This is a genomic window from Neoroseomonas eburnea (assembly GCF_018129005.1).
GTDB classification, from domain to species: Bacteria; Pseudomonadota; Alphaproteobacteria; order Acetobacterales; family Acetobacteraceae; genus Neoroseomonas; species Neoroseomonas eburnea.
Genome location: NZ_JAAEDL010000045.1, coordinates 11,649 through 27,623, shown reverse-complemented (window position 1 = coordinate 27,623; position 15,975 = coordinate 11,649). Strand labels below are relative to the sequence as shown.

Annotated in this window: 17 protein-coding genes; 6 read left to right on the top strand and 11 right to left on the bottom strand. The window is 73.4% G+C overall.

The features are described from left to right. Positions 1–766: DNA translocase FtsK 4TM domain-containing protein (locus GXW74_RS25755; RefSeq protein ID WP_211849515.1), on the bottom strand; the 766-nt coding region annotated here is incomplete at its 3' end. A gap of 271 nt (positions 767–1,037) precedes the next feature. On the opposite strand from GXW74_RS25755, the gene GXW74_RS25750 reads away from it, so the two are divergent. Continuing rightward, a complete protein-coding gene (locus tag GXW74_RS25750; protein WP_211849514.1) occupies positions 1,038–1,694 on the top strand; it encodes a Crp/Fnr family transcriptional regulator in 657 nt (218 codons plus the stop codon). 82 nt (positions 1,695–1,776) lie between these two features. Continuing rightward, entirely contained in the window at positions 1,777–1,977 is a 201-nt protein-coding gene (locus GXW74_RS25745) for a YgaP family membrane protein (RefSeq protein WP_211849513.1), read from the top strand. A 53-nt stretch (positions 1,978–2,030) separates the two neighbouring features. Here the strand turns inward: GXW74_RS25745 and GXW74_RS25740 are convergent, their stop codons facing one another. From GXW74_RS25740 to xseA, 5 genes are all read right to left on the bottom strand, one after another. Continuing rightward, entirely contained in the window at positions 2,031–2,537 is a 507-nt protein-coding gene (locus GXW74_RS25740) for a hypothetical protein (protein WP_211849512.1), read from the bottom strand. Positions 2,538–2,691: 154 nt separating this feature from the next. Next, complete coding sequence (locus GXW74_RS25735) at positions 2,692–4,440, bottom strand: transglycosylase domain-containing protein (protein WP_246524140.1); 1,749 nt, start codon at positions 4,438–4,440, stop codon at positions 2,692–2,694. 260 nt (positions 4,441–4,700) lie between these two features. Beyond that, positions 4,701–5,303, bottom strand: coding sequence for a class I SAM-dependent methyltransferase (locus tag GXW74_RS25730; RefSeq protein ID WP_211849510.1), 603 nt, complete (start codon positions 5,301–5,303; stop codon positions 4,701–4,703). Then, complete coding sequence (locus GXW74_RS25725; RefSeq protein ID WP_338148337.1) at positions 5,300–6,127, bottom strand: M23 family metallopeptidase; 828 nt, start codon at positions 6,125–6,127, stop codon at positions 5,300–5,302. The genes GXW74_RS25730 and GXW74_RS25725 overlap by 4 nt, the downstream gene beginning before the upstream one ends. A 95-nt stretch (positions 6,128–6,222) precedes the next feature. Then, positions 6,223–7,671 carry an exodeoxyribonuclease VII large subunit gene (xseA, locus tag GXW74_RS25720; protein ID WP_211849508.1) on the bottom strand — a complete coding sequence of 483 codons (1,449 nt, stop codon included), beginning with the start codon at positions 7,669–7,671 and terminating at the stop codon, positions 6,223–6,225. 48 nt (positions 7,672–7,719) lie between these two features. Here xseA and purD point away from each other — a divergent pair, with 48 nt between their 5' ends. Then, on the top strand, positions 7,720–8,988 hold the full coding sequence (gene purD / locus GXW74_RS25715; RefSeq protein WP_211849506.1) for a phosphoribosylamine--glycine ligase: 1,269 nt from the start codon (positions 7,720–7,722) through the stop codon (positions 8,986–8,988). A gap of 244 nt (positions 8,989–9,232) precedes the next feature. Here purD and GXW74_RS25710 read toward each other — a convergent pair whose 3' ends face one another. After that, the gene (locus tag GXW74_RS25710) at positions 9,233–9,523 is read right to left on the bottom strand and encodes a 4a-hydroxytetrahydrobiopterin dehydratase (RefSeq protein WP_211849505.1); all 291 of its coding nucleotides are present in this window, start codon (positions 9,521–9,523) and stop codon (positions 9,233–9,235) included. Between the two features lie 50 nt (positions 9,524–9,573). On the opposite strand from GXW74_RS25710, the gene GXW74_RS25705 reads away from it, so the two are divergent. Continuing rightward, positions 9,574–9,966, top strand: coding sequence for a metallopeptidase family protein (locus GXW74_RS25705; protein ID WP_211849503.1), 393 nt, complete (start codon positions 9,574–9,576; stop codon positions 9,964–9,966). Positions 9,967–10,296: 330 nt separating this feature from the next. Here the strand turns inward: GXW74_RS25705 and GXW74_RS25700 are convergent, their stop codons facing one another. After that, entirely contained in the window at positions 10,297–11,427 is a 1,131-nt protein-coding gene (locus GXW74_RS25700) for a CaiB/BaiF CoA transferase family protein (protein ID WP_211849501.1), read from the bottom strand. 107 nt (positions 11,428–11,534) lie between these two features. Between GXW74_RS25700 and GXW74_RS25695 the strand changes: the two genes are divergently transcribed. After that, complete coding sequence (locus tag GXW74_RS25695) at positions 11,535–12,698, top strand: MFS transporter (RefSeq protein WP_211849499.1); 1,164 nt, start codon at positions 11,535–11,537, stop codon at positions 12,696–12,698. After that, on the top strand, positions 12,695–13,369 hold the full coding sequence (locus tag GXW74_RS25690; RefSeq protein ID WP_211849498.1) for a CatB-related O-acetyltransferase: 675 nt from the start codon (positions 12,695–12,697) through the stop codon (positions 13,367–13,369). Before GXW74_RS25695 ends, GXW74_RS25690 begins: the two co-directional genes overlap by 4 nt. An 81-nt stretch (positions 13,370–13,450) precedes the next feature. On the opposite strand, the gene GXW74_RS25685 is transcribed toward GXW74_RS25690, so the two are convergent. The 3 genes from GXW74_RS25685 to GXW74_RS25675 all read right to left on the bottom strand — a co-directional run bounded on the left by GXW74_RS25685 (position 13,451) and on the right by GXW74_RS25675 (position 15,798). After that, complete coding sequence (locus tag GXW74_RS25685; protein ID WP_211849497.1) at positions 13,451–14,122, bottom strand: tyrosine-protein phosphatase; 672 nt, start codon at positions 14,120–14,122, stop codon at positions 13,451–13,453. A gap of 80 nt (positions 14,123–14,202) precedes the next feature. Beyond that, positions 14,203–15,177, bottom strand: a complete 975-nt coding sequence (locus GXW74_RS25680; protein WP_211849496.1) for a Bug family tripartite tricarboxylate transporter substrate binding protein — start codon at positions 15,175–15,177, stop codon at positions 14,203–14,205. 114 nt (positions 15,178–15,291) lie between these two features. Then, positions 15,292–15,798, bottom strand: coding sequence for a hypothetical protein (locus tag GXW74_RS25675; protein ID WP_211849493.1), 507 nt, complete (start codon positions 15,796–15,798; stop codon positions 15,292–15,294). Positions 15,799–15,975 lie beyond the last annotated feature (177 nt).

Genomic DNA, 15,975 nt, shown 5'->3' with positions numbered 1-15,975 from the left:
CGACGCGCCCGGACAGCCGCGCGAACAGCCCGGGCCGCTGCGGCCGCGCGGGCGGGGGGTCAGGTTCCGACGCCGGCCGGCGCAGCACCGCGGCGCCGGACCGCGCCGCAACCACCGCCACCTGGCCCGCACCCACCGCCGCGCGCCCCGCGCCGCGCCATTCGCCGACTGTCAGCCCGCAGGCGATGAAGACCGCCCCGACCGCGGCCACAGCGATGACGCCATGTGCGACCAGCGCGCCGAGCGGCCCGAGCACGGCTGACATGCCGTCCACCGCCGCGCCCGCCAGCACCGGGCCGATGGCGCCGCCGGGCCCGGCCTCGACCGGCACGCCCGCCGGCATGGGCAGGAGGGAAACGGCCGCCGCGGCCAGCGGCAGCCCCACCACCAGCCCACCGAGCCGCGCCGCCATGGAGCCGAGCCCGCGATGGGTCGCCAGCCGGAAGGCCCAGGCGAGCAGCGCCACGCCCGGAAGCGCCCCGGCGAAGCCGAAGCCCTGCAGCAGGATGTCCGAGATCACCGCCCCGGCCGGCCCCGCGAGATTGCCCACCGGCCGATCGGTCGCGGTGTTCAGCGAAGGGTCCGCCGGGTTGTGGCTGCCCAGCGCCACCAGCAGCGCCACGCCCAGCAGCGCGACGAGCAGGCCGCACAGCTCCATCACCCGTCGCCGCAGCACGGCGCGCACGGCGGCGGAGGCGAAGCGCCCGCCCCCGCCGGCGCTACGGGCAGTGCTGCGGGAATCGTCGGTCAGTGCGGCGCGCGGCATATCCGGGACGTGTCTTGAGGTTCTGTCGCAATCCTACATGGGAAGGGTCTGGTTTGCATCGCTTTCACGGCGCGGCGGAATGCCGCGACAGGGCCGGCGTGTCCGACGCGCCACGGTGCCGGGCCCGCGCGGCGGCATGACGCGACCCTCGCCGCCGGGTCGGTCGCCTCCTCCCGCCGGGCCGCGCAGCCCCGGCGGTGCCCCCCTGCCCCGGCGCGAACGCCCCGCTGCTGCTTGAGCCACGTCCCGGGCGGCGCCAAGGTCTCCAGCGATGCCATCCCAGGATGCCGCCCTGCCGGCCACGCTCGATCCCGCCACCCGCGCACGCATCCTCGGCGCCGCCCTGCCGCTGCGCGCTCCGGCCGGCGCCGTGCTGTTCCGCCCGGGCGATCCGTGCCAGGGCTTCGTGCTCCTGCGCGCGGGCCGCGCGCGCGTGGACCTGATCGCCGAGGACGGGCACGCGCTGCTGCTCTACCGTGTCGAGCCCGGTCAGGCCTGCGCCATCACCACCTCCTGCCTCTTCGCCGGCGAGGCCTATAGCGCCGAGGGCACGGCGGAGACGGACTGCGAGGGGCTGCTGCTGCCGGCCCCGCTGTTCGCGCGGCTGGTGGAGGAGAGCGCCGCCTTCCGCACCTTCGTCCTTGCCGGCTTTGCGGCGCGGCTCGCGGCGCTGATGGGACGGATCGAGGAACTCTCCTTCCGCAGCGTCGATGCGCGGCTGGCGGCCTATCTGCTGGACCGCGCGCCGGGGACGGTGGCGGCGACGCAGCAGGAGATCGCATCCGACATCGGCACGGCGCGGGAGGTGGTCAGCCGCCGCCTCGCCGCCTTCGCGAAGGCGGGGCTGGTGCACACCGAGCGCGGCGCCGTCACGCCGCTCGACCTCGCGGGGCTGACACGGATCAAGGACGGCACCGCCGTCGCGTGACTTCATCACCGACGCGGCCTGCCCGCGCCTGCCACCAAGGCGACGCGGCCGGGCATCGCCGGCAGGATGAAGGAGCGGAAGCATGAGCTGCAACGTGGGTGGCGTGGACCGGATCCTGCGCATCGTCGCCGGACTGGTGATCCTCGCGCTGGGCGCCTTCGGCCCGCTCGGCTGGTGGGGCCTTGTCGGGCTGGTGCCGCTGGCGACCGGGCTGATGCGGTACTGCCCGGCCTATTCGATCGTCGGCATCCGGACCTGCCCGGCGGAGAGCCGGTCGGCGTAGCCTCCCGCCCGGGACGTTCGCTGGGAGATCCAGCGAACCAAGCGGGCAGGACATTAGGGCGCCGCCGGCAGGAAGACCGGCGGCGGCGTCTTGCCCGACGGCGTGGGCGCAACACGCAGCGTCGCGCCGCCCGGGGCGGGCTCCAGCACGACGCGCAGGCCGCCACCCGGCGGGACCGCGGCGGCAGCCTCGCGTGCCAGGCGCAGGACGGCGGTCTGCAACTCCACCACCGGCATGCCGATCCGGGACAGCCTCGGCGACACCTCGATCTCCACCACGCGCCCGGGCCCGAGCAGCAGCACGATCAGCGGATGCAGCCGCATCAGCAGCCTGGGCCCGTCCGTGCCGCCTTCCTCCGGCGACGGAGCAACGAGGGATAGATACGCCTTCAGCAGGCGATCGAGCTGATCCGTCGCCTCGCGCACGCGGCTCGCCCGCGCGCGGTCGCGATCGGTCGCAGCGACGCGCAACAGGATGTCGGCCGTGCCGGACAGCACGGCGATGAGGTTGTTCGCCTCATGGCGGACCGGGCGGGCGAAGGCGAGGAGGTCGTCGGTCATGGCGAAGCCCGCGGGAAGGTCGGGGGGAAGGGAACTTCCCCCCGAACCCCCCGACCTTCTTTGGCATTTGGGAACTGACAGCCGCGGCCGGCGCCAGGAAACCAAAGAAGGGAGGGGGTCCGGGGGAGGTTCACCCTCCCCCGCGCTGTCTGCGTCATCCGCTTCTCCCGCGCGCCGTCTCCAGGATCTCCCGGAACAGCCGCGCCGGCAGTCCGCCCCCGGCGACGCCTTCCATCGGCGTCGCGTCGTCGTTGCCGAGCCAGATGCCCATCACGTTGCCCCCCGCCATGCCGATGAACCAGGCGTCGCGGTTGTCCTGCGTGGTGCCGGTCTTGCCTGCCACCGGGAGCCCCGGCACGGCGGCCGCGCGCCCGGTGCCGCGGGCGACTGTCGCCGTCATCATCCGCCGCATCGCCTCCGCCGTCTCGGCCGCGATCACCGGCGCGCGGGCGGGTGGCAGCCAGGCGATCGGGCGGCCCTCGGCACGCGCCTCCGCCACGCCGAAGGGCGCGACGCGGTGGCCGCCATTGGCGAAGGGCGCATAGGCGGTGACGAGGTCGAGCAGCGTCACCTCGGCCGTGCCGAGCGCGATCGAGGCATCGCGCGGGAACGGCCCCGGCAGGCCCAGCCGCTGCGCCACCGCTGCCACCTGGCGCGGCCCGCCGGAACGCTGCAGCACGCGCACCGCCGCGGTGTTCACCGAATGGGCCAGCGCGTCCTCCAAAGTGATCTCGCCGCGCGACCGCCAGTTGCCGTTGCCGGGCGACCAGCCGCCAAGGCTGATCGGCGCGTCGGATACGCCGTCCTCCGGCCGTGCGCCGGCTTCGAGCGCGGCCAGGTAGACGAAGGGCTTGAAGGCCGAGCCCGGCTGGCGCCGCGCCTGCGTCGCGCGGTTGAAGGGGCTGGCACGGTAGTCCCGCCCGCCCGCCATGGCGCGCACCGCGCCGCTCGCAGCCTCGATCGCCACCACCGCGCCCTGGGAGACTCCGGCGGCACGGCCTGGGCCGGCGAGCAGCGCCTCAAGCCGCGCCTCGGCCGCCGCCTGCAGCCGGGTGTCGAGCGTCGTGCGCAGCAGCAGGTCGGCAGTCGGCGGCGCGCGCTCGCCCAGGCTGTCCCGCACCCAGTCGGCGAACCAGCCGGCATCGCGGGAGGGGGCGGGCGGGAAGCGCAGGCGCTCGGCTTCCTGCATCGCGGCGGCGGCCGGGATGGCCCCGGTCTCGGCCATCGCTTCCAGCACTTCGACCGCGCGCGCGACGGCGGCGGAGGGATTCACGCGAGGATTGAAGCGCGACGGCGCCTTGGGCAGGCCGGCCAGCACCGCCGCCTGGCCCACCGTCAGCCGCCGCGCCGGCACGCCGAAATAGAGCCTGGCCGCCGCATCCACGCCGAAGGTGCCGGCGCCGAGATAGACGCGGTTCAGGTAGATCGTCAGCAGCTCATTCTTGGTGAAGCGCTGTTCCAGCCAGAGCGCGAGCAGCGCCTCCTGCACCTTGCGCCTGAGGCTGCGCTCCGGCGTCAGGAACAGGTTCTTCGCGAGCTGCTGCGTCAGCGTGGAACCGCCCTGCACCACGCGGCGGGCGGTGAGGTTGGCGACCAGCGCGCGCGCCACGCCGACCAGGTCGAGCCCGTGGTGGTCGCGGAAGCGGCGGTCCTCGATGGCGATGAAGGCGGCGGGCACATGCGCGGGCAGGTCCGCCAGCCGCACCGTCTCCCCATAGAGGTCGCCGGAGGTCGCGAGCAGCGCGCCATCGGCGGCGACCAGCGTGACGGAGGGGCGGCGCGTCGCGCCGAGCGCATCCTCCGGCCGAGGCAGGTCCCAGGCGAACCAGAGCAGCGCGACGAAACCCGCGACCATGCCCCAGACGGCGAGCATCACCGACCAGCGAAACAGGCGCGGCGCCAAGCGGCGTCGCGGTCGGGCGGGGGGTGCGGGTCGGGCAGGAGCGGCAACGGGGGGGCGCCGCACCCGCGGCGCGACGGCACGGGGCATTCGAGGGAGCCTATAGCATGCAATAAGGCGGCGGACAGGTTGGGGGAGGGTGAACCTCCCCCAAACCCCCTCCCTTTTTTGTCTTTTCGGGAACTGACTTCCGCTGTCAGTCTCCAAGTTCCAAAGAAGGTTGAGGGGGGGGCCGGGGGGAGAAGTTCCCTTCTCCCCCCCGCCTACTTCCTGAGCACCGCCCGCACCACCTCCGCCGCCCCCTGGTGCCGCGGCCCTTCGTCCAGCATCACGGTGCCTTCCAGCAGTTCCAGCACCTCGAGCCCCACGAAGTGCCGTTCGACCAGCGCCCGCGTCCACAGCAGCGCGGGGTCCTTGGGCCCGCCGCTGCGGCGGCCTTCCTGTGCCGGCGTGAAGCATTCCAGCAGCAGCAGCCCGCCCGGCGCGAGCGCCCGCAGCGCGCCGGCGCAGGCGATGGCGCGGTCCTCCGGCGGCAGGTGGACGAAGATCCAGGCGATGACATCGAAGCGCGCCACCGGCCACTCCCAGCGCGTGAGGTCGGCGGTGACGGTCTGCAGCGCGACGCCGCGGTGTCCGGCAAGGGCGCGCGCCTTGGCGAGCCCGACCTCCGACCAATCCACCGAGGTGGCATCGAGCCCCTGTTCGGCCAGCCAGACGCCGTTGCGCCCTTCCCCGTCGCCGACGGCGAGCGCGCGCGTCCCCGGCCGCAGCCGGTGCGCCTGCGACAGCAGATACAGGTTCGGCGCCTCGCCGAACTGGAAGTCGCCGCCGGCGTAGCGTTCGTCCCAGGCGAGAGAACTGCTCATGCGGGCATCACCACGGGCTGCGGGTCGAGGAAGGTCTGGTACCAGGAAAGCGAGAAATGCAGGTGCGGGCCGGTCACGCGGCCGGTGGCGCCGCTGCGCGCGATTCGCTCGCCTTGCGCGACCATCTGGCCCTCGCGGACCTCGATCGCCGAGAGATGCGCGTAGAGCGTATTCACGCCGTGCCCGTGGTCGATCACCACCAGCTCGCCGAAGAAATGGAAGGAATCGGCCAGCGTCACCCGCCCCGCCGCGGCGGCGAGCAGCGGCGTGCCGGTCGGCACCGCGAAGTCGAGCCCGTAATGCGGCTGCCGCGGCTGGCCGTTGAGGATGCGGCGGCTGCCATAGACGCCGGAGATGCGGCCGGTGGCGGGTGCGACGAAGCCCTGGGCGAAGCCGGTCAGCGCGGAATCGGTCGCACGCACGGTCGAGAGCCTCTCGCGCTCGCGCAGGATGCGCTGCAGCGTGTCCTCGTCTGGCGTCACCTGCGCGGGCGGCAGGCCATTGATGCGCTGTTCCTGCCATTGGCGCCGCGCGATGGTCAGGCGCCGGTCTTCCCGCCGGTTGTCCGGGTGGGTGATGGCGAGCGCAGCACTCGCGCCATGGTCGCGCCCGAAGCCGAAGGCGAAGGCGCCTTCCGGCGAGACGCGCACAGGCCGGCCTTCGAGTGCCAGCCGCGCGCCGGCCGCAGCACGGCCGACGACGAAGCCGCCCTGGGCCAGGCCGCGATCGGGGAAGGTGACGGCCGCGGCGGGGCGCGCGAGCAACAGGCATGGCGCGGCGAGGAAGGTCCGGCGGGCGATCGTGGAGGGGCGTCGCCCCTCCACACCACCCCACCAAAGGCCGAAGGGCCTTTGGGAACCGGCCGTTGGTGCCGGGGGCGGCGGGCAGTGCCCGATGGAAATGCGGTTGCGCGGGCCGGTCACAGCAGGGATCCCTGGTCGGGCGAGGGTGATTTGCGTCGCAATGGCGCGCCTTCAGCGTGGGCGCGGATGTCGCCATCGGCGAAGGTCAGGCGCAGCGACTGGCCGGGCGAAACGCGCGCGGCGGCGGTCACGGCGTGGCCGTCCACATCGCGCACCAGCGCGAAGCCGCGCGCGAGGACGGATTGGTAGGAGGCACTTTCCAGCCGTGCCGACAGGCCCTCCAGCACCGCGCGCTTCTGGCGGATCAGGGCCTGCACCGGCGCCGGCGACAACCGCGCAAAGGCGGGCGCCGCGACACGCGCATCGCGCTGCCGGCCCCAGGCGGCGCCGAGCCGCTGCGACAGCGCCTGCACCGCGGCACGGCGGGCCAGGATGCCCTCACGCGGATGCGGCACGCGCAGCGCCGCGAGCGATTGCCGGCGCGCAGTCAGCAGGGCCACCAGCGCGCGCGGCAGGCGGTCGCCGATATCGTCCAGGCGCTGGCGGGACTGCGCGAGCCGCGCCGGCACGTCCGGCAGGCCGCGTTCGGCGCGCAGCAGGCGCAGCCGCGCACCGTTCAGCAGCCCCGCCGCCGCCTGCGCCAGCCGCGCGCCGGTCTGCGCCAACGCGGCAGCGAGTTCCGCCCGCGCCGGCACCGCCAGCTCCGCCGCCGCCGTCGGCGTCGGCGCACGGCGGTCGGAGGCGAAGTCGATCAGCGTGGTGTCGGTCTCGTGCCCCACCGCGCTGATCAGCGGAATGGAACACATGGCGGCGGCGCGGACGACGATCTCCTCGTTGAACGCCATCAGGTCCTCGAGGCTGCCGCCGCCGCGCGCGACGATCAGCACGTCGGGTCGCGGCACGCGCCCGCCGGGCGCGATGGCATCGAAGCCGCGGATGGCGGCGGCGATCTGCTCCGCCGCGCCCTGGCCCTGCACCATGACGGGCCACAGCAGGATGCGCCGCGGGAAGCGCCGCGCGACGGTGGTGCGGATGTCCTGGATGACGGCGCCCTTCTCGGAGGTCACCACCCCGATCACGGCGGGCAGACGCGGGATGGACTGCTTGCGGGCCTCATCGAACAGGCCTTCTTCCAGCAGGCGCTTGCGCAGCGCCTCGATGCGCGCGAGCAGCGCGCCCTCCCCGGCATATTCCAGCCGTTCGATGACAAGCTGGTACTTCGAACGATCCGCATAGGTGGAGATGCGCCCGGTCGCGATCATCTCCACGCCGTTCTCCGGCATGGTGCCGAGGTTGCGCAGCGCGGACTTCCAGATCACCGCCTCGATCTTCGCATCGGCGTCCTTGAGCGACAGGTACACATGGCCGGACGGATACCGCTTCATCTCGGTGATCTCGCCGCGCACGCGCACGCGGCCGAAGGCGCCTTCCAGCGTGCGGCGAATCGCCCCCGCCAGGTCGGAGACGCCATATTCCGGGATGTTGGAGGCGGTCGGGGTGTCCATCGCCCCACCCTATGCTAAGGCGCGCCCGTTCCGGAACGGGGGTGGGCGATGAAGGTCCTGGTGGTCGGCGGCGGCGGGCGGGAACATGCGCTGTGCTGGGCGATCGCGGCATCGCCGCTGCTGAGCAGATTGTGGTGTGCGCCCGGCAATGCCGGCATCGCCGAGGTCGCGGAATGCGTGCCGATCGGCGCGGAGGACATCCCCGCCCTGGTCGCCTTCGCGCGCGGGAACGCCGTCGATCTGGTGGTGGGTGGGCCGGAGGCGCCGCTCACCCTCGGCCTCGCCGATGCCTGCGCCGACGCCGGGATCAAGTGCTTCGGCCCTTCGGCTGCCGCGGCGCGCCTCGAAGGCAGCAAGGCCTTCACGCGGGAGGTCGCCGACGCCGCCGGCGCGCCCGGCGCCCGCTGGCGGCGCTTCGAGGACCCGGCCGCCGCCAAGGCCTATGTCCGCGAACAGGGCGCGCCGATCGTGGTGAAGGCGGATGGCCTCGCCGCCGGCAAGGGCGTGGTGGTCGCCGCCAGCGTCGCCGAAGCCGAAGCCGCCATCGCCGACATCATGGAATCCCGCATCCACGGCGAATCCGGCGCGACCGTGCTGATCGAGGAATGCCTCATCGGGCAGGAAGTTTCCTTCTTCGCCCTCTGCGACGGCAGGACCGCGCTGCCGCTCGGCGCCGCACAGGACCACAAGCGCGCCTTCGACGGCGACACCGGCCCGAACACCGGCGGCATGGGCGCCTACTCCCCGCCGCCGGCCTTCACGGCGGCGATGCAGGACACGGTGATGGCCCGCATCGTGCAGCCGGTGCTCGCGGAGATGGCGAAGCGCGGCGCACCCTTCCGCGGCGTTCTCTTCGTCGGGCTGATGATCACCGAACACGGCCCGAAGCTGATCGAGTTCAACGTCCGCTTCGGCGATCCGGAATGCCAGGCGCTGATGGTCCGGCTGCGGTCCGACCTGCTGCCGGCTCTGCTCGCGGCCTGCGACGGCGAGCTGGCGGATTTCGACCTGCGCTGGGAACCGCTGCATTCCCTCGTCGTGGTGATGGCCTCGCGCGGCTATCCCGGGCCCTACGCGAAGGGCACCGAGATCCGCGGCCTGGAACGCGCGGCCCAGGTGCCGGGGGTGCAGGTGTTCCACGCCGGCACGGCACGGCGGGAGGACGGGGCGCTGATCGCCACCGGCGGGCGCGTCCTCGGCATCACCGGGACGGGGGCGACGCTGGCGGAGGCACGGGCGGCGGCCTATGCGGCTGTCGATGCGATCGAATGGCCGGAAGGGTTCTGCCGCAGGGATATCGGCTGGCGGGCGCTCTGAGCGCGGGAGGGCGGGACCGGAGAGGGGCTTTGCCCCCCTCCGGGCCTCCCCCCACCAGAGGCCGAAAGGCCTCTGGACACCGGAACCCGGTCCGGGATGTGGGGAGGGGTGCCGCACCGCGGGCGCGCGATGTCCCTCCCCGGAATTCCGAATCGATGGATTGGTTTCCAAAGGCCCCGGGCCTTTGGCGGGTGGGGGGTTCGGGGGGGAGGGCAGAGCCCTTCCCCCGCGCCGCCATCGCCGTTCAGCGCAGCAGCCCGTCGATCGCCTTCGCCAGCGCCACGTCCCGCGTCGAGAGCCCGCCCGCATCGTGCGTGGACAGCGTGATCTCCACGCGGTTCCACACGTTGGACCATTCCGGGTGGTGGTCCTGCTTCTCCGCCAGCAGGGCGACGCGGCTCATGAAGCCCCAGGCCTGGTTGAAGTCGGCGAAGCGGAAGCCGCGCCGGATGGCATCCCGCCCTTCGACCATGGCCCAGCCCGGCAGGTCCTGCGCCAGGGCGGCGCGGCCGGCTGCGTCCAGTCGATCGACCATCGGCTCCTCCTCTTCTTGACGGCGGGCGGGTCCGCCCCGCATGAGGCACCATGCGCTTTTCCACCCCGCCCGGCCTCGACGACCTGGTTGAGATGGCCGAGCACGCGCTCGCCGCAATCCCCGTCCCGCTCCGCGACCTGGTGCGCGGAACGGCGATCCTCGTCGAGGATGCGCCCGACGACGAGACCTTGCGCGAGATGGGGATCGAGAACCCCTGGGAGCTCACCGGCCTCTATCAGGGCGTGCCGCTGACGGCGAAATCCACCGGCGACATCCCGCGCGAACCGGATCGGATCCTGCTGTTCCGCGAGCCCATCCTGCTCGAATGGATCGAGACCGGGGAGGACCTGTTCCGTCTGGTGCGCAACGTGCTGATCCACGAGATCGGCCACCATTTCGGCCTGTCGGACGAGGACATCGCGCGGCTGGAGGAAGACGACTAGAGCAGATCCCGACCAGCTGGAATCAGCTGATCGGGTAAAGATGCTCGCGAAAACAGAAGGCTGGAGCGGTTGCCGTGAGCCAAGGCGAACGGAAACCGCTCCAATGTCCTGATCCCGAAGTCCCGGCGACTTCGGAATCAGGACACTGGTCGGGTCCGGGCTCGCACCGCGGCCAGCCCACCGGGGCGCGCGCCCCCGGTGCCCAGGGCAGGGCGGGCGAAGCTTCGCACCTGGCAGGCCAGCCCGCTCCATCCAGCCTGGCGCCACGCCATGCCGACCGGACGACACAATGAGGCACCGATGGCAGCGCGGCGCCCGGGGCCGCCGCCGTCAGCGCCCCAGCAACTCCGCATTGTGCTCGCCCAGCGCCGGCGCCCCGCGCGCCGAGCGCGGCCGGACGCCATCGAAGCTGATCGGCAGCCCCACCACCTTCGGCCCGTCGCCCGGCAGGTCCTGGACGATCCCCATGGCGGCGAACTGCTCGCTCGCCACCACCTCCCCGATGTCGTTCACCGGCGCGCAGGGCACGCCGGCCCTCTCCAGCGCGGCGATCCACTCGTCGCGCGGGCGCGTCTTCAGCACCTCCGCGATCAGCGGGATCAGCGCCGGCTTGTTGCGCACCCGCGCGGCACCCTTGGCGAAGCGTTCGTCATCCGCCCATTCGGCATGACCGAGCACCACGGCGCAGCGCGCCCAGAGACGGTCGTTGCCGGCGGCGAGGCACAGCGGCCGGTCCGCGCAGTCGAACACCTGGTAGGGCACGATCACCGCGCCGCCCGTGCCGTGCCGCTTGGGGATGTCGCCGGTCGCGAGGTGGTTGTTCACCTGGCCCTCGACCCAGTGCACCGCCGTCTCGAACAGCGAGGTGTCCACCAGCCCGCCGCGCCCCGTGATGTCCCGCCGCCGCAGCGCGCCGAGCGCGCCGATCACGGTGAACATCCCGGTCGCCTTGTCGTTGATCGATGCGCCGCAGAAGGTCGGCGGGTCCTCAGGCCGGCCGGTCACGCTCATCATGCCGCCATAGGCCTGCAGCAGCGGGTCGAAGCCGGGCTTCATCCGCATCGGACCGCGGTCGCCGAACGCCCAGATCGAGCAGTAGACCAGGCGTGGATGGCGCTTGAGCATCGCCGCCGGCCCGATGCCGATCTCATCGACCACGCCGGGGCGCAGGTTCTGGATGAGGATGTCGGCGGTCTCGCAGAGCCGGTGCAGCGCCTCGACATCCTCGGCCTTCTTGAGGTCGAGCGTCACGCCGCGCTTGTTGCGGTTCTGCCCGTGGAAATAGAGCGACGTGGTGCCGTCATCCGCGAAGGGCGGGCCCCAGCCGCGCGCGTCGTCGCCGCCGTCGGGCTTCTCCACCTTGATCACGTCGGCGCCCATGTCGGCCATGATCGCGCCGGCGAGCGGCCCGGCCAGCGCCTGGCCGACCTCGATCACGCGCACCCCCTGCAACGGCAGCATCCAGTCTCCCCCCATCTGCTCCGCCCGGAACGATAGGGCGCTCCGCGCGGCTCGGCGAGACGCGCAGGGGGGCTGGCGCCACGGCGCCATCCCCGGCCTTATCGGGCATGACCTCCGCTTCCCGGAATCGCTGGGCCGAGCTCGGCATCCTCGCCGCCGCGCGTGCCGCCATGGGTGCGCAGTTCCAGGTGGTAGGCGCGCTCGGGCCGCTGCTGATCGGCGCGCTGGCGGCCGACTGGACGGAACTCGGCTCGCTGATCGGCGCCTATTCGCTCGCCGGCGTCTTCGTGGCGCTGCCGGCGGGCTGGGTGATGGCGCGCCTGGGTGACCGCGGCGTGCTGCTGGCCGGCGTCGGGCTGATGGCGGTGGGCGGCATCCTGTTGGCGCTGGCGCCGGGCTTCGCGCTGGCCCTGGCGGGGCGGCTCGTCTCGGGCGTCGGCGGGGCGCTGCTGGCGATCGCCTGCGCCAAGATGGTGCTGGACCGCTTCTCGGGCGCCACGCTGGCGCCGGCGCTCGGGCTGATGCTGATGGCCTGGCCCTGCGGCATCGGCATCTCGCTGCTGGTACTGCCGCTGCTGGGCACGGACTGGCGCGCCGGGCTGTGGCTCTCCGCGCTGGTCTGCGCGGCGTCCTTCCTGCCGTTGTGGTGGGCGCCGCCGCGCGGCGAAGGGCCCGGCGCGGCGCCGGCGCGGCGAGGCGGGCTGCTCGCGGCCGAATGGGCGCCGCTGCTCTCCGCCGGCACGCTGTGGGGCTTCTACAATGCCGCCTATGTCGTGGCGCTGGGCTTCGCGCCGGCCTTCCTGGTGGCGCGCGGCTGGCCGGTGGAGCAGGCGGGCGCGGCGGCCTCCCTGCTCGGCTTCGCCATCCTGCCGCTGCTGCCGATGGGCGGCGCGCTGGCGGAGCGCGCGGGGCGGCCGGTCCTGGTGACCGTCGCCTGCATCCTCGGCATGGCCGCCTGCCTGGTCGCGGTGGCGGCGGGGCTGTCGCCCTGGGTGTTCCTGCTGCTGTTCGGCGCGCTGACGGCGCCGCCGGCCTCGCTGGTCATGGCCATGGTGGGCCGCGCGCTCTCCCCGGCCAGCCGCGCCTTCGGCATGGGGGTGCACTACACGCTGTTCTACGGTTCGCTCGCGCTGCTGCCGCCGCTCGCCGGCATGGCGCGGGACATCACCGGCACGCCGGCGGCACCGCTCTGGGCGGGCGTCGCGTTCCTCGGCATCGCCCTGGTCGCGCTGGCCGTGTATGTGCGCCTGCCGCCGAGGATCGCCGCATGACCGAGCCGCCTGATCCGAACCTGCTGCATCCGGTACCCGGCGACGCCGGCACGGTGCTCCTCGCGCCGCTGCTCGCGCGGCATCCGGAGGTCACCAACGTCACGGCCGGGGCGTATTCCTACTACCACGACCACGAGGATCCGCTGCGCTTCCTCGAACGCTGCGTGCGCTACAATTTCGGCTTCGGCAGCCTGTCGATAGGCCGCTACTGCGCCATCGCGCACCGCGCCACCTTCCTCATGCCCGGCGCGAACCACGCGATGGCGGGGCCGTCCACCTTCCCCTTCGGCATCCTCGGCGGGTCCTTTGCCGAGGCCTTGCCGCTCGACGAGTACCCCTGGCGCGGCGGCGGGCCGATCACGGTCGGGCACGATGTCTGGCTCGGCACCGAATGCCTCGTGCTGCCAGGCGTCACCATCGGCCATGGCGCGGTCGTCGGCGCCCGCGCCGTGGTGGCGGGCGACGTGCCGCCCTATGCCGTCGTGGCGGGAAATCCGGCGCGGGTGGTGCGCATGCGCTACGACGCGGCGGCGGTGGACCGGCTGCTGCGCGCCGCCTGGTGGGACTGGCCGGCCGAACGGGTCGCGCGTGCCGTGCCTGCGCTGGCGAAGGGTGACATCGCGGCGCTCGAGGCGCTCACGCCCACCAGCCATCCGGCTGACCCGGCATGAGCCCCCCGACTGCCGCACCAGCCCCGCGCGCGATGCCGTCCGCCCCGCCGATGTGCGGCCCGGCGGCAGGGCGCGGCGGCATCATTCCCGCCTGAGCACCCCGTCCACCAGCCGGTCGGCCCAGGGGGTGCTGCGGAAATCGGCGCGCAGCGCGTCCTCGGAATAGTCGTCGCGCACCCAGTCGAGGAAGGGTTTCGGCCCCTTCGCCTTCCGGTGGGCCGCATAGGCGCGGAAGAAGGCATCGAGGATGCCCGTGCGCGCCGCCGCCACATGGCCGAAGCGGAGCGAGAGCTGAGTCAGCGCCTCCTCGACAGGCCGCCCCTGCAGGAGCAGCCAGATGCCGGCCGCGAGCCCGGTGCGGTCGGCGCCGGACTTGCAGTGGATCAGCGCCGGTTCCTCCATGTGCGCGAAGATGCCGGCGAGGCGCAGCACGCGGTCCTTGTGCGGCGCGCCGCGGCTTTCGAGCGGCGCATCGACATGGTCGAGCCCGAGATCCGCCGCGGCCCTGCGCCCGAGCGCATCCGAACCGCAGGCCTCCCGATGGCCGCGCAGGTTGATGACGGTGCGGATGCCGTAGCGGCGCACCGCCTGCTCAAGCTGCCACGGGGTCGGGTGGTTGGAACGATAGAGCCGGCCGCTCTCCACCACGCCCCAGTTGCGCCAGCCGAGGCGCAGCAGGGCATGGTCCACGAACAGCGAATTGAGCCAGGCGGCCCGGCGGGCACCTGGCGCGGAGAGGTCGCGGGCGGACATGACCGGCGGGTTATGCCCGCTTGGGGAAGAAGGAGAAAGGCCGGGGGGAAGGGAACGTCCCCCCGGGCCCCCCGACCTTCCTACTCGACCCGCGCCCCGGAAACGCGCACCGCTTCCTGCCACATCGGCCGTTCGCGGTCGGCGCGCGCCGTCATCTCTTCCGGCGTGCTCCACACCGCCTCGGCGCCCACGCGCAGGAAGCGGTCCTTCAGCGACTGTTCGCCCGCGATGCGCCGCAGCGCGCCGTTCAGCCGGTCGATCACCGGGCGCGGCGTGCCAGCCGGGAAGACGAAGCCCTGCCAGGAGGAGACGACGAAGTTCGGCACCCCGGCCTCCGCCATGGTCGGGATGTCCGGCATGGTCGGCCAGCGATTGGCCGAGGTGATGGCAAGCGCCCGCATCCGCCCTTCGGTGATGACCGGCACGTAGGAGGCGAGGTTGTCGAGCGCGAAGTCGAGGTCGCCCGACAGCATCGCCGGGATGGTCTGTGCCGCGCCGCGGAAGGGCACGTGCGTCGCCTCGATGCCGACGCGGGAGGCGAACAGCGCACCGGAGAGATGCGGCGTCGTGCCCACCCCCGGGGAGCCGTAGGTGAAGCCGCCGCGCTTGGCCTTCGCCCAGGTGATGAAATCCTGCAGCGTGCGCGACGGGTTGTGCTGGGCGGAGACCACCGCGACGTTCGGCAGGTCCCACGCGATGCCGACCGGGAGCAGGTCCTTCACCGGGTCGTAGGGCAGGCGGGCATAGAGGTAAGGGTTGATCGCCAGGTGCCCGACCGAGGCGATGCCCATGGTGTAGCCGTCCGGCGCCGCCTTCGCGGTGGCGTCGATGCCGATGTTGCCGCCGGCGCCGGCGCGGTTCTCCACCACGAAGGTCTGGCCGAGGGCGGGCTGCAGCAGCTCGCAGTAGATGCGGACCAGGACGTCGGTGGAGCCGCCCGGCGGCCAGGGCACGATGACGCGGACCGTGCGGTTCGGCCATCCGCCCTGGGCATGGACCGCGGGCGCGGCGAGCAGGCCGGCGCCGGCGGCCAGAAGGGTACGGCGGGTCGTCATGGATTGGTTTCTCCCGGTGCAGCTATGCCTCCCGGATAGTCCCTCATGGCCCTCAAGGCCAGATGAACGGTCCGGCGAGGCATCGCATGCGACGCCCCGCCGCCGCGGCCCGCTTCAGCCGTCGCGGCGCGCCTGCGCGGCCTTGCCCGCCTGGGAGACGCTGCCGACCTGGCGCGGGTCGATCCGCGTCCTGCGCTTGCTGTTCGCCTTGACGCGCATGCCCGCTTCCGCGCTGGCGCCGCCGCCTGGGTGGTGCACCTTGGCTGCGCGCTTGCGCGCGAGCGCGTCGCGCAGCGCTTCCGTGCGGCGGGCGCGGCGGGCTTCCCCGTGCAGCGTGTCGAGCCGCGCGTTCACCCGTTTCAGCGCGGCGGCGAACACCTGCTTGCGGCGCATCAGCGCGGCATCGGACGGCGCGGTCGCGCGGGGTTCCGCCTTGCCGCGGCGCGCGCGGCGATTGGCATGGGCCATGCCGCGCAGGCGATTGCGCTGTTCGCGCAGCTGGCGGGCGAGGGCGAGGGCCTCCTCCGCGCCAAGGTCGGCGAGGGCGGGGTAGTGGCTCGGCGCGACGATGGCAAAGTCGTCGCCAAGCAGGCGGCGTTCGGCGGCGATGTTGGTGGCCATGCGGGTCTCCTCGCGAGTTGGGCGCGCCCGCCCGGGGGGACAGGGCCGCCGGGCCGAAGGTAGCACGGGACGGAGGACACCCTCCGTCGCTCCGCATGGCGCAGCGTCCCGACGATTGGCGCCGCACGCCTCCACCGCGCCCGCTCCGGCCATCGCGCACGTCGCCGCATGGTTCCC

Bases quoted from the DNA above. Each gene is read 5' to 3' on its own strand.
- GXW74_RS25710 (WP_211849505.1), bottom strand. From the start codon at position 9,523: ATGGTCGATCGACTGGACGCAGCCGGCCGCGCCGCCCTGGCGCAGGAC.
- GXW74_RS25690 (WP_211849498.1), top strand. From the start codon at position 12,695: ATGACCGAGCCGCCTGATCCGAACCTGCTGCATCCGGTACCCGGCGAC.
- GXW74_RS25705 (WP_211849503.1), top strand. From the start codon at position 9,574: ATGCGCTTTTCCACCCCGCCCGGCCTCGACGACCTGGTTGAGATGGCC.
- GXW74_RS25680 (WP_211849496.1), bottom strand. From the start codon at position 15,177: ATGACGACCCGCCGTACCCTTCTGGCCGCCGGCGCCGGCCTGCTCGCC.
- GXW74_RS25745 (WP_211849513.1), top strand. From the start codon at position 1,777: ATGAGCTGCAACGTGGGTGGCGTGGACCGGATCCTGCGCATCGTCGCC.
- GXW74_RS25685 (WP_211849497.1), bottom strand. From the start codon at position 14,122: ATGTCCGCCCGCGACCTCTCCGCGCCAGGTGCCCGCCGGGCCGCCTGG.
- GXW74_RS25700 (WP_211849501.1), bottom strand. From the start codon at position 11,427: ATGCTGCCGTTGCAGGGGGTGCGCGTGATCGAGGTCGGCCAGGCGCTG.
- GXW74_RS25740 (WP_211849512.1), bottom strand. From the start codon at position 2,537: ATGACCGACGACCTCCTCGCCTTCGCCCGCCCGGTCCGCCATGAGGCG.
- GXW74_RS25750 (WP_211849514.1), top strand. From the start codon at position 1,038: ATGCCATCCCAGGATGCCGCCCTGCCGGCCACGCTCGATCCCGCCACC.
- purD (WP_211849506.1), top strand. From the start codon at position 7,720: ATGAAGGTCCTGGTGGTCGGCGGCGGCGGGCGGGAACATGCGCTGTGC.
- GXW74_RS25695 (WP_211849499.1), top strand. From the start codon at position 11,535: ATGACCTCCGCTTCCCGGAATCGCTGGGCCGAGCTCGGCATCCTCGCC.
- xseA (WP_211849508.1), bottom strand. From the start codon at position 7,671: ATGGACACCCCGACCGCCTCCAACATCCCGGAATATGGCGTCTCCGAC.
- GXW74_RS25730 (WP_211849510.1), bottom strand. From the start codon at position 5,303: ATGAGCAGTTCTCTCGCCTGGGACGAACGCTACGCCGGCGGCGACTTC.
- GXW74_RS25675 (WP_211849493.1), bottom strand. From the start codon at position 15,798: ATGGCCACCAACATCGCCGCCGAACGCCGCCTGCTTGGCGACGACTTT.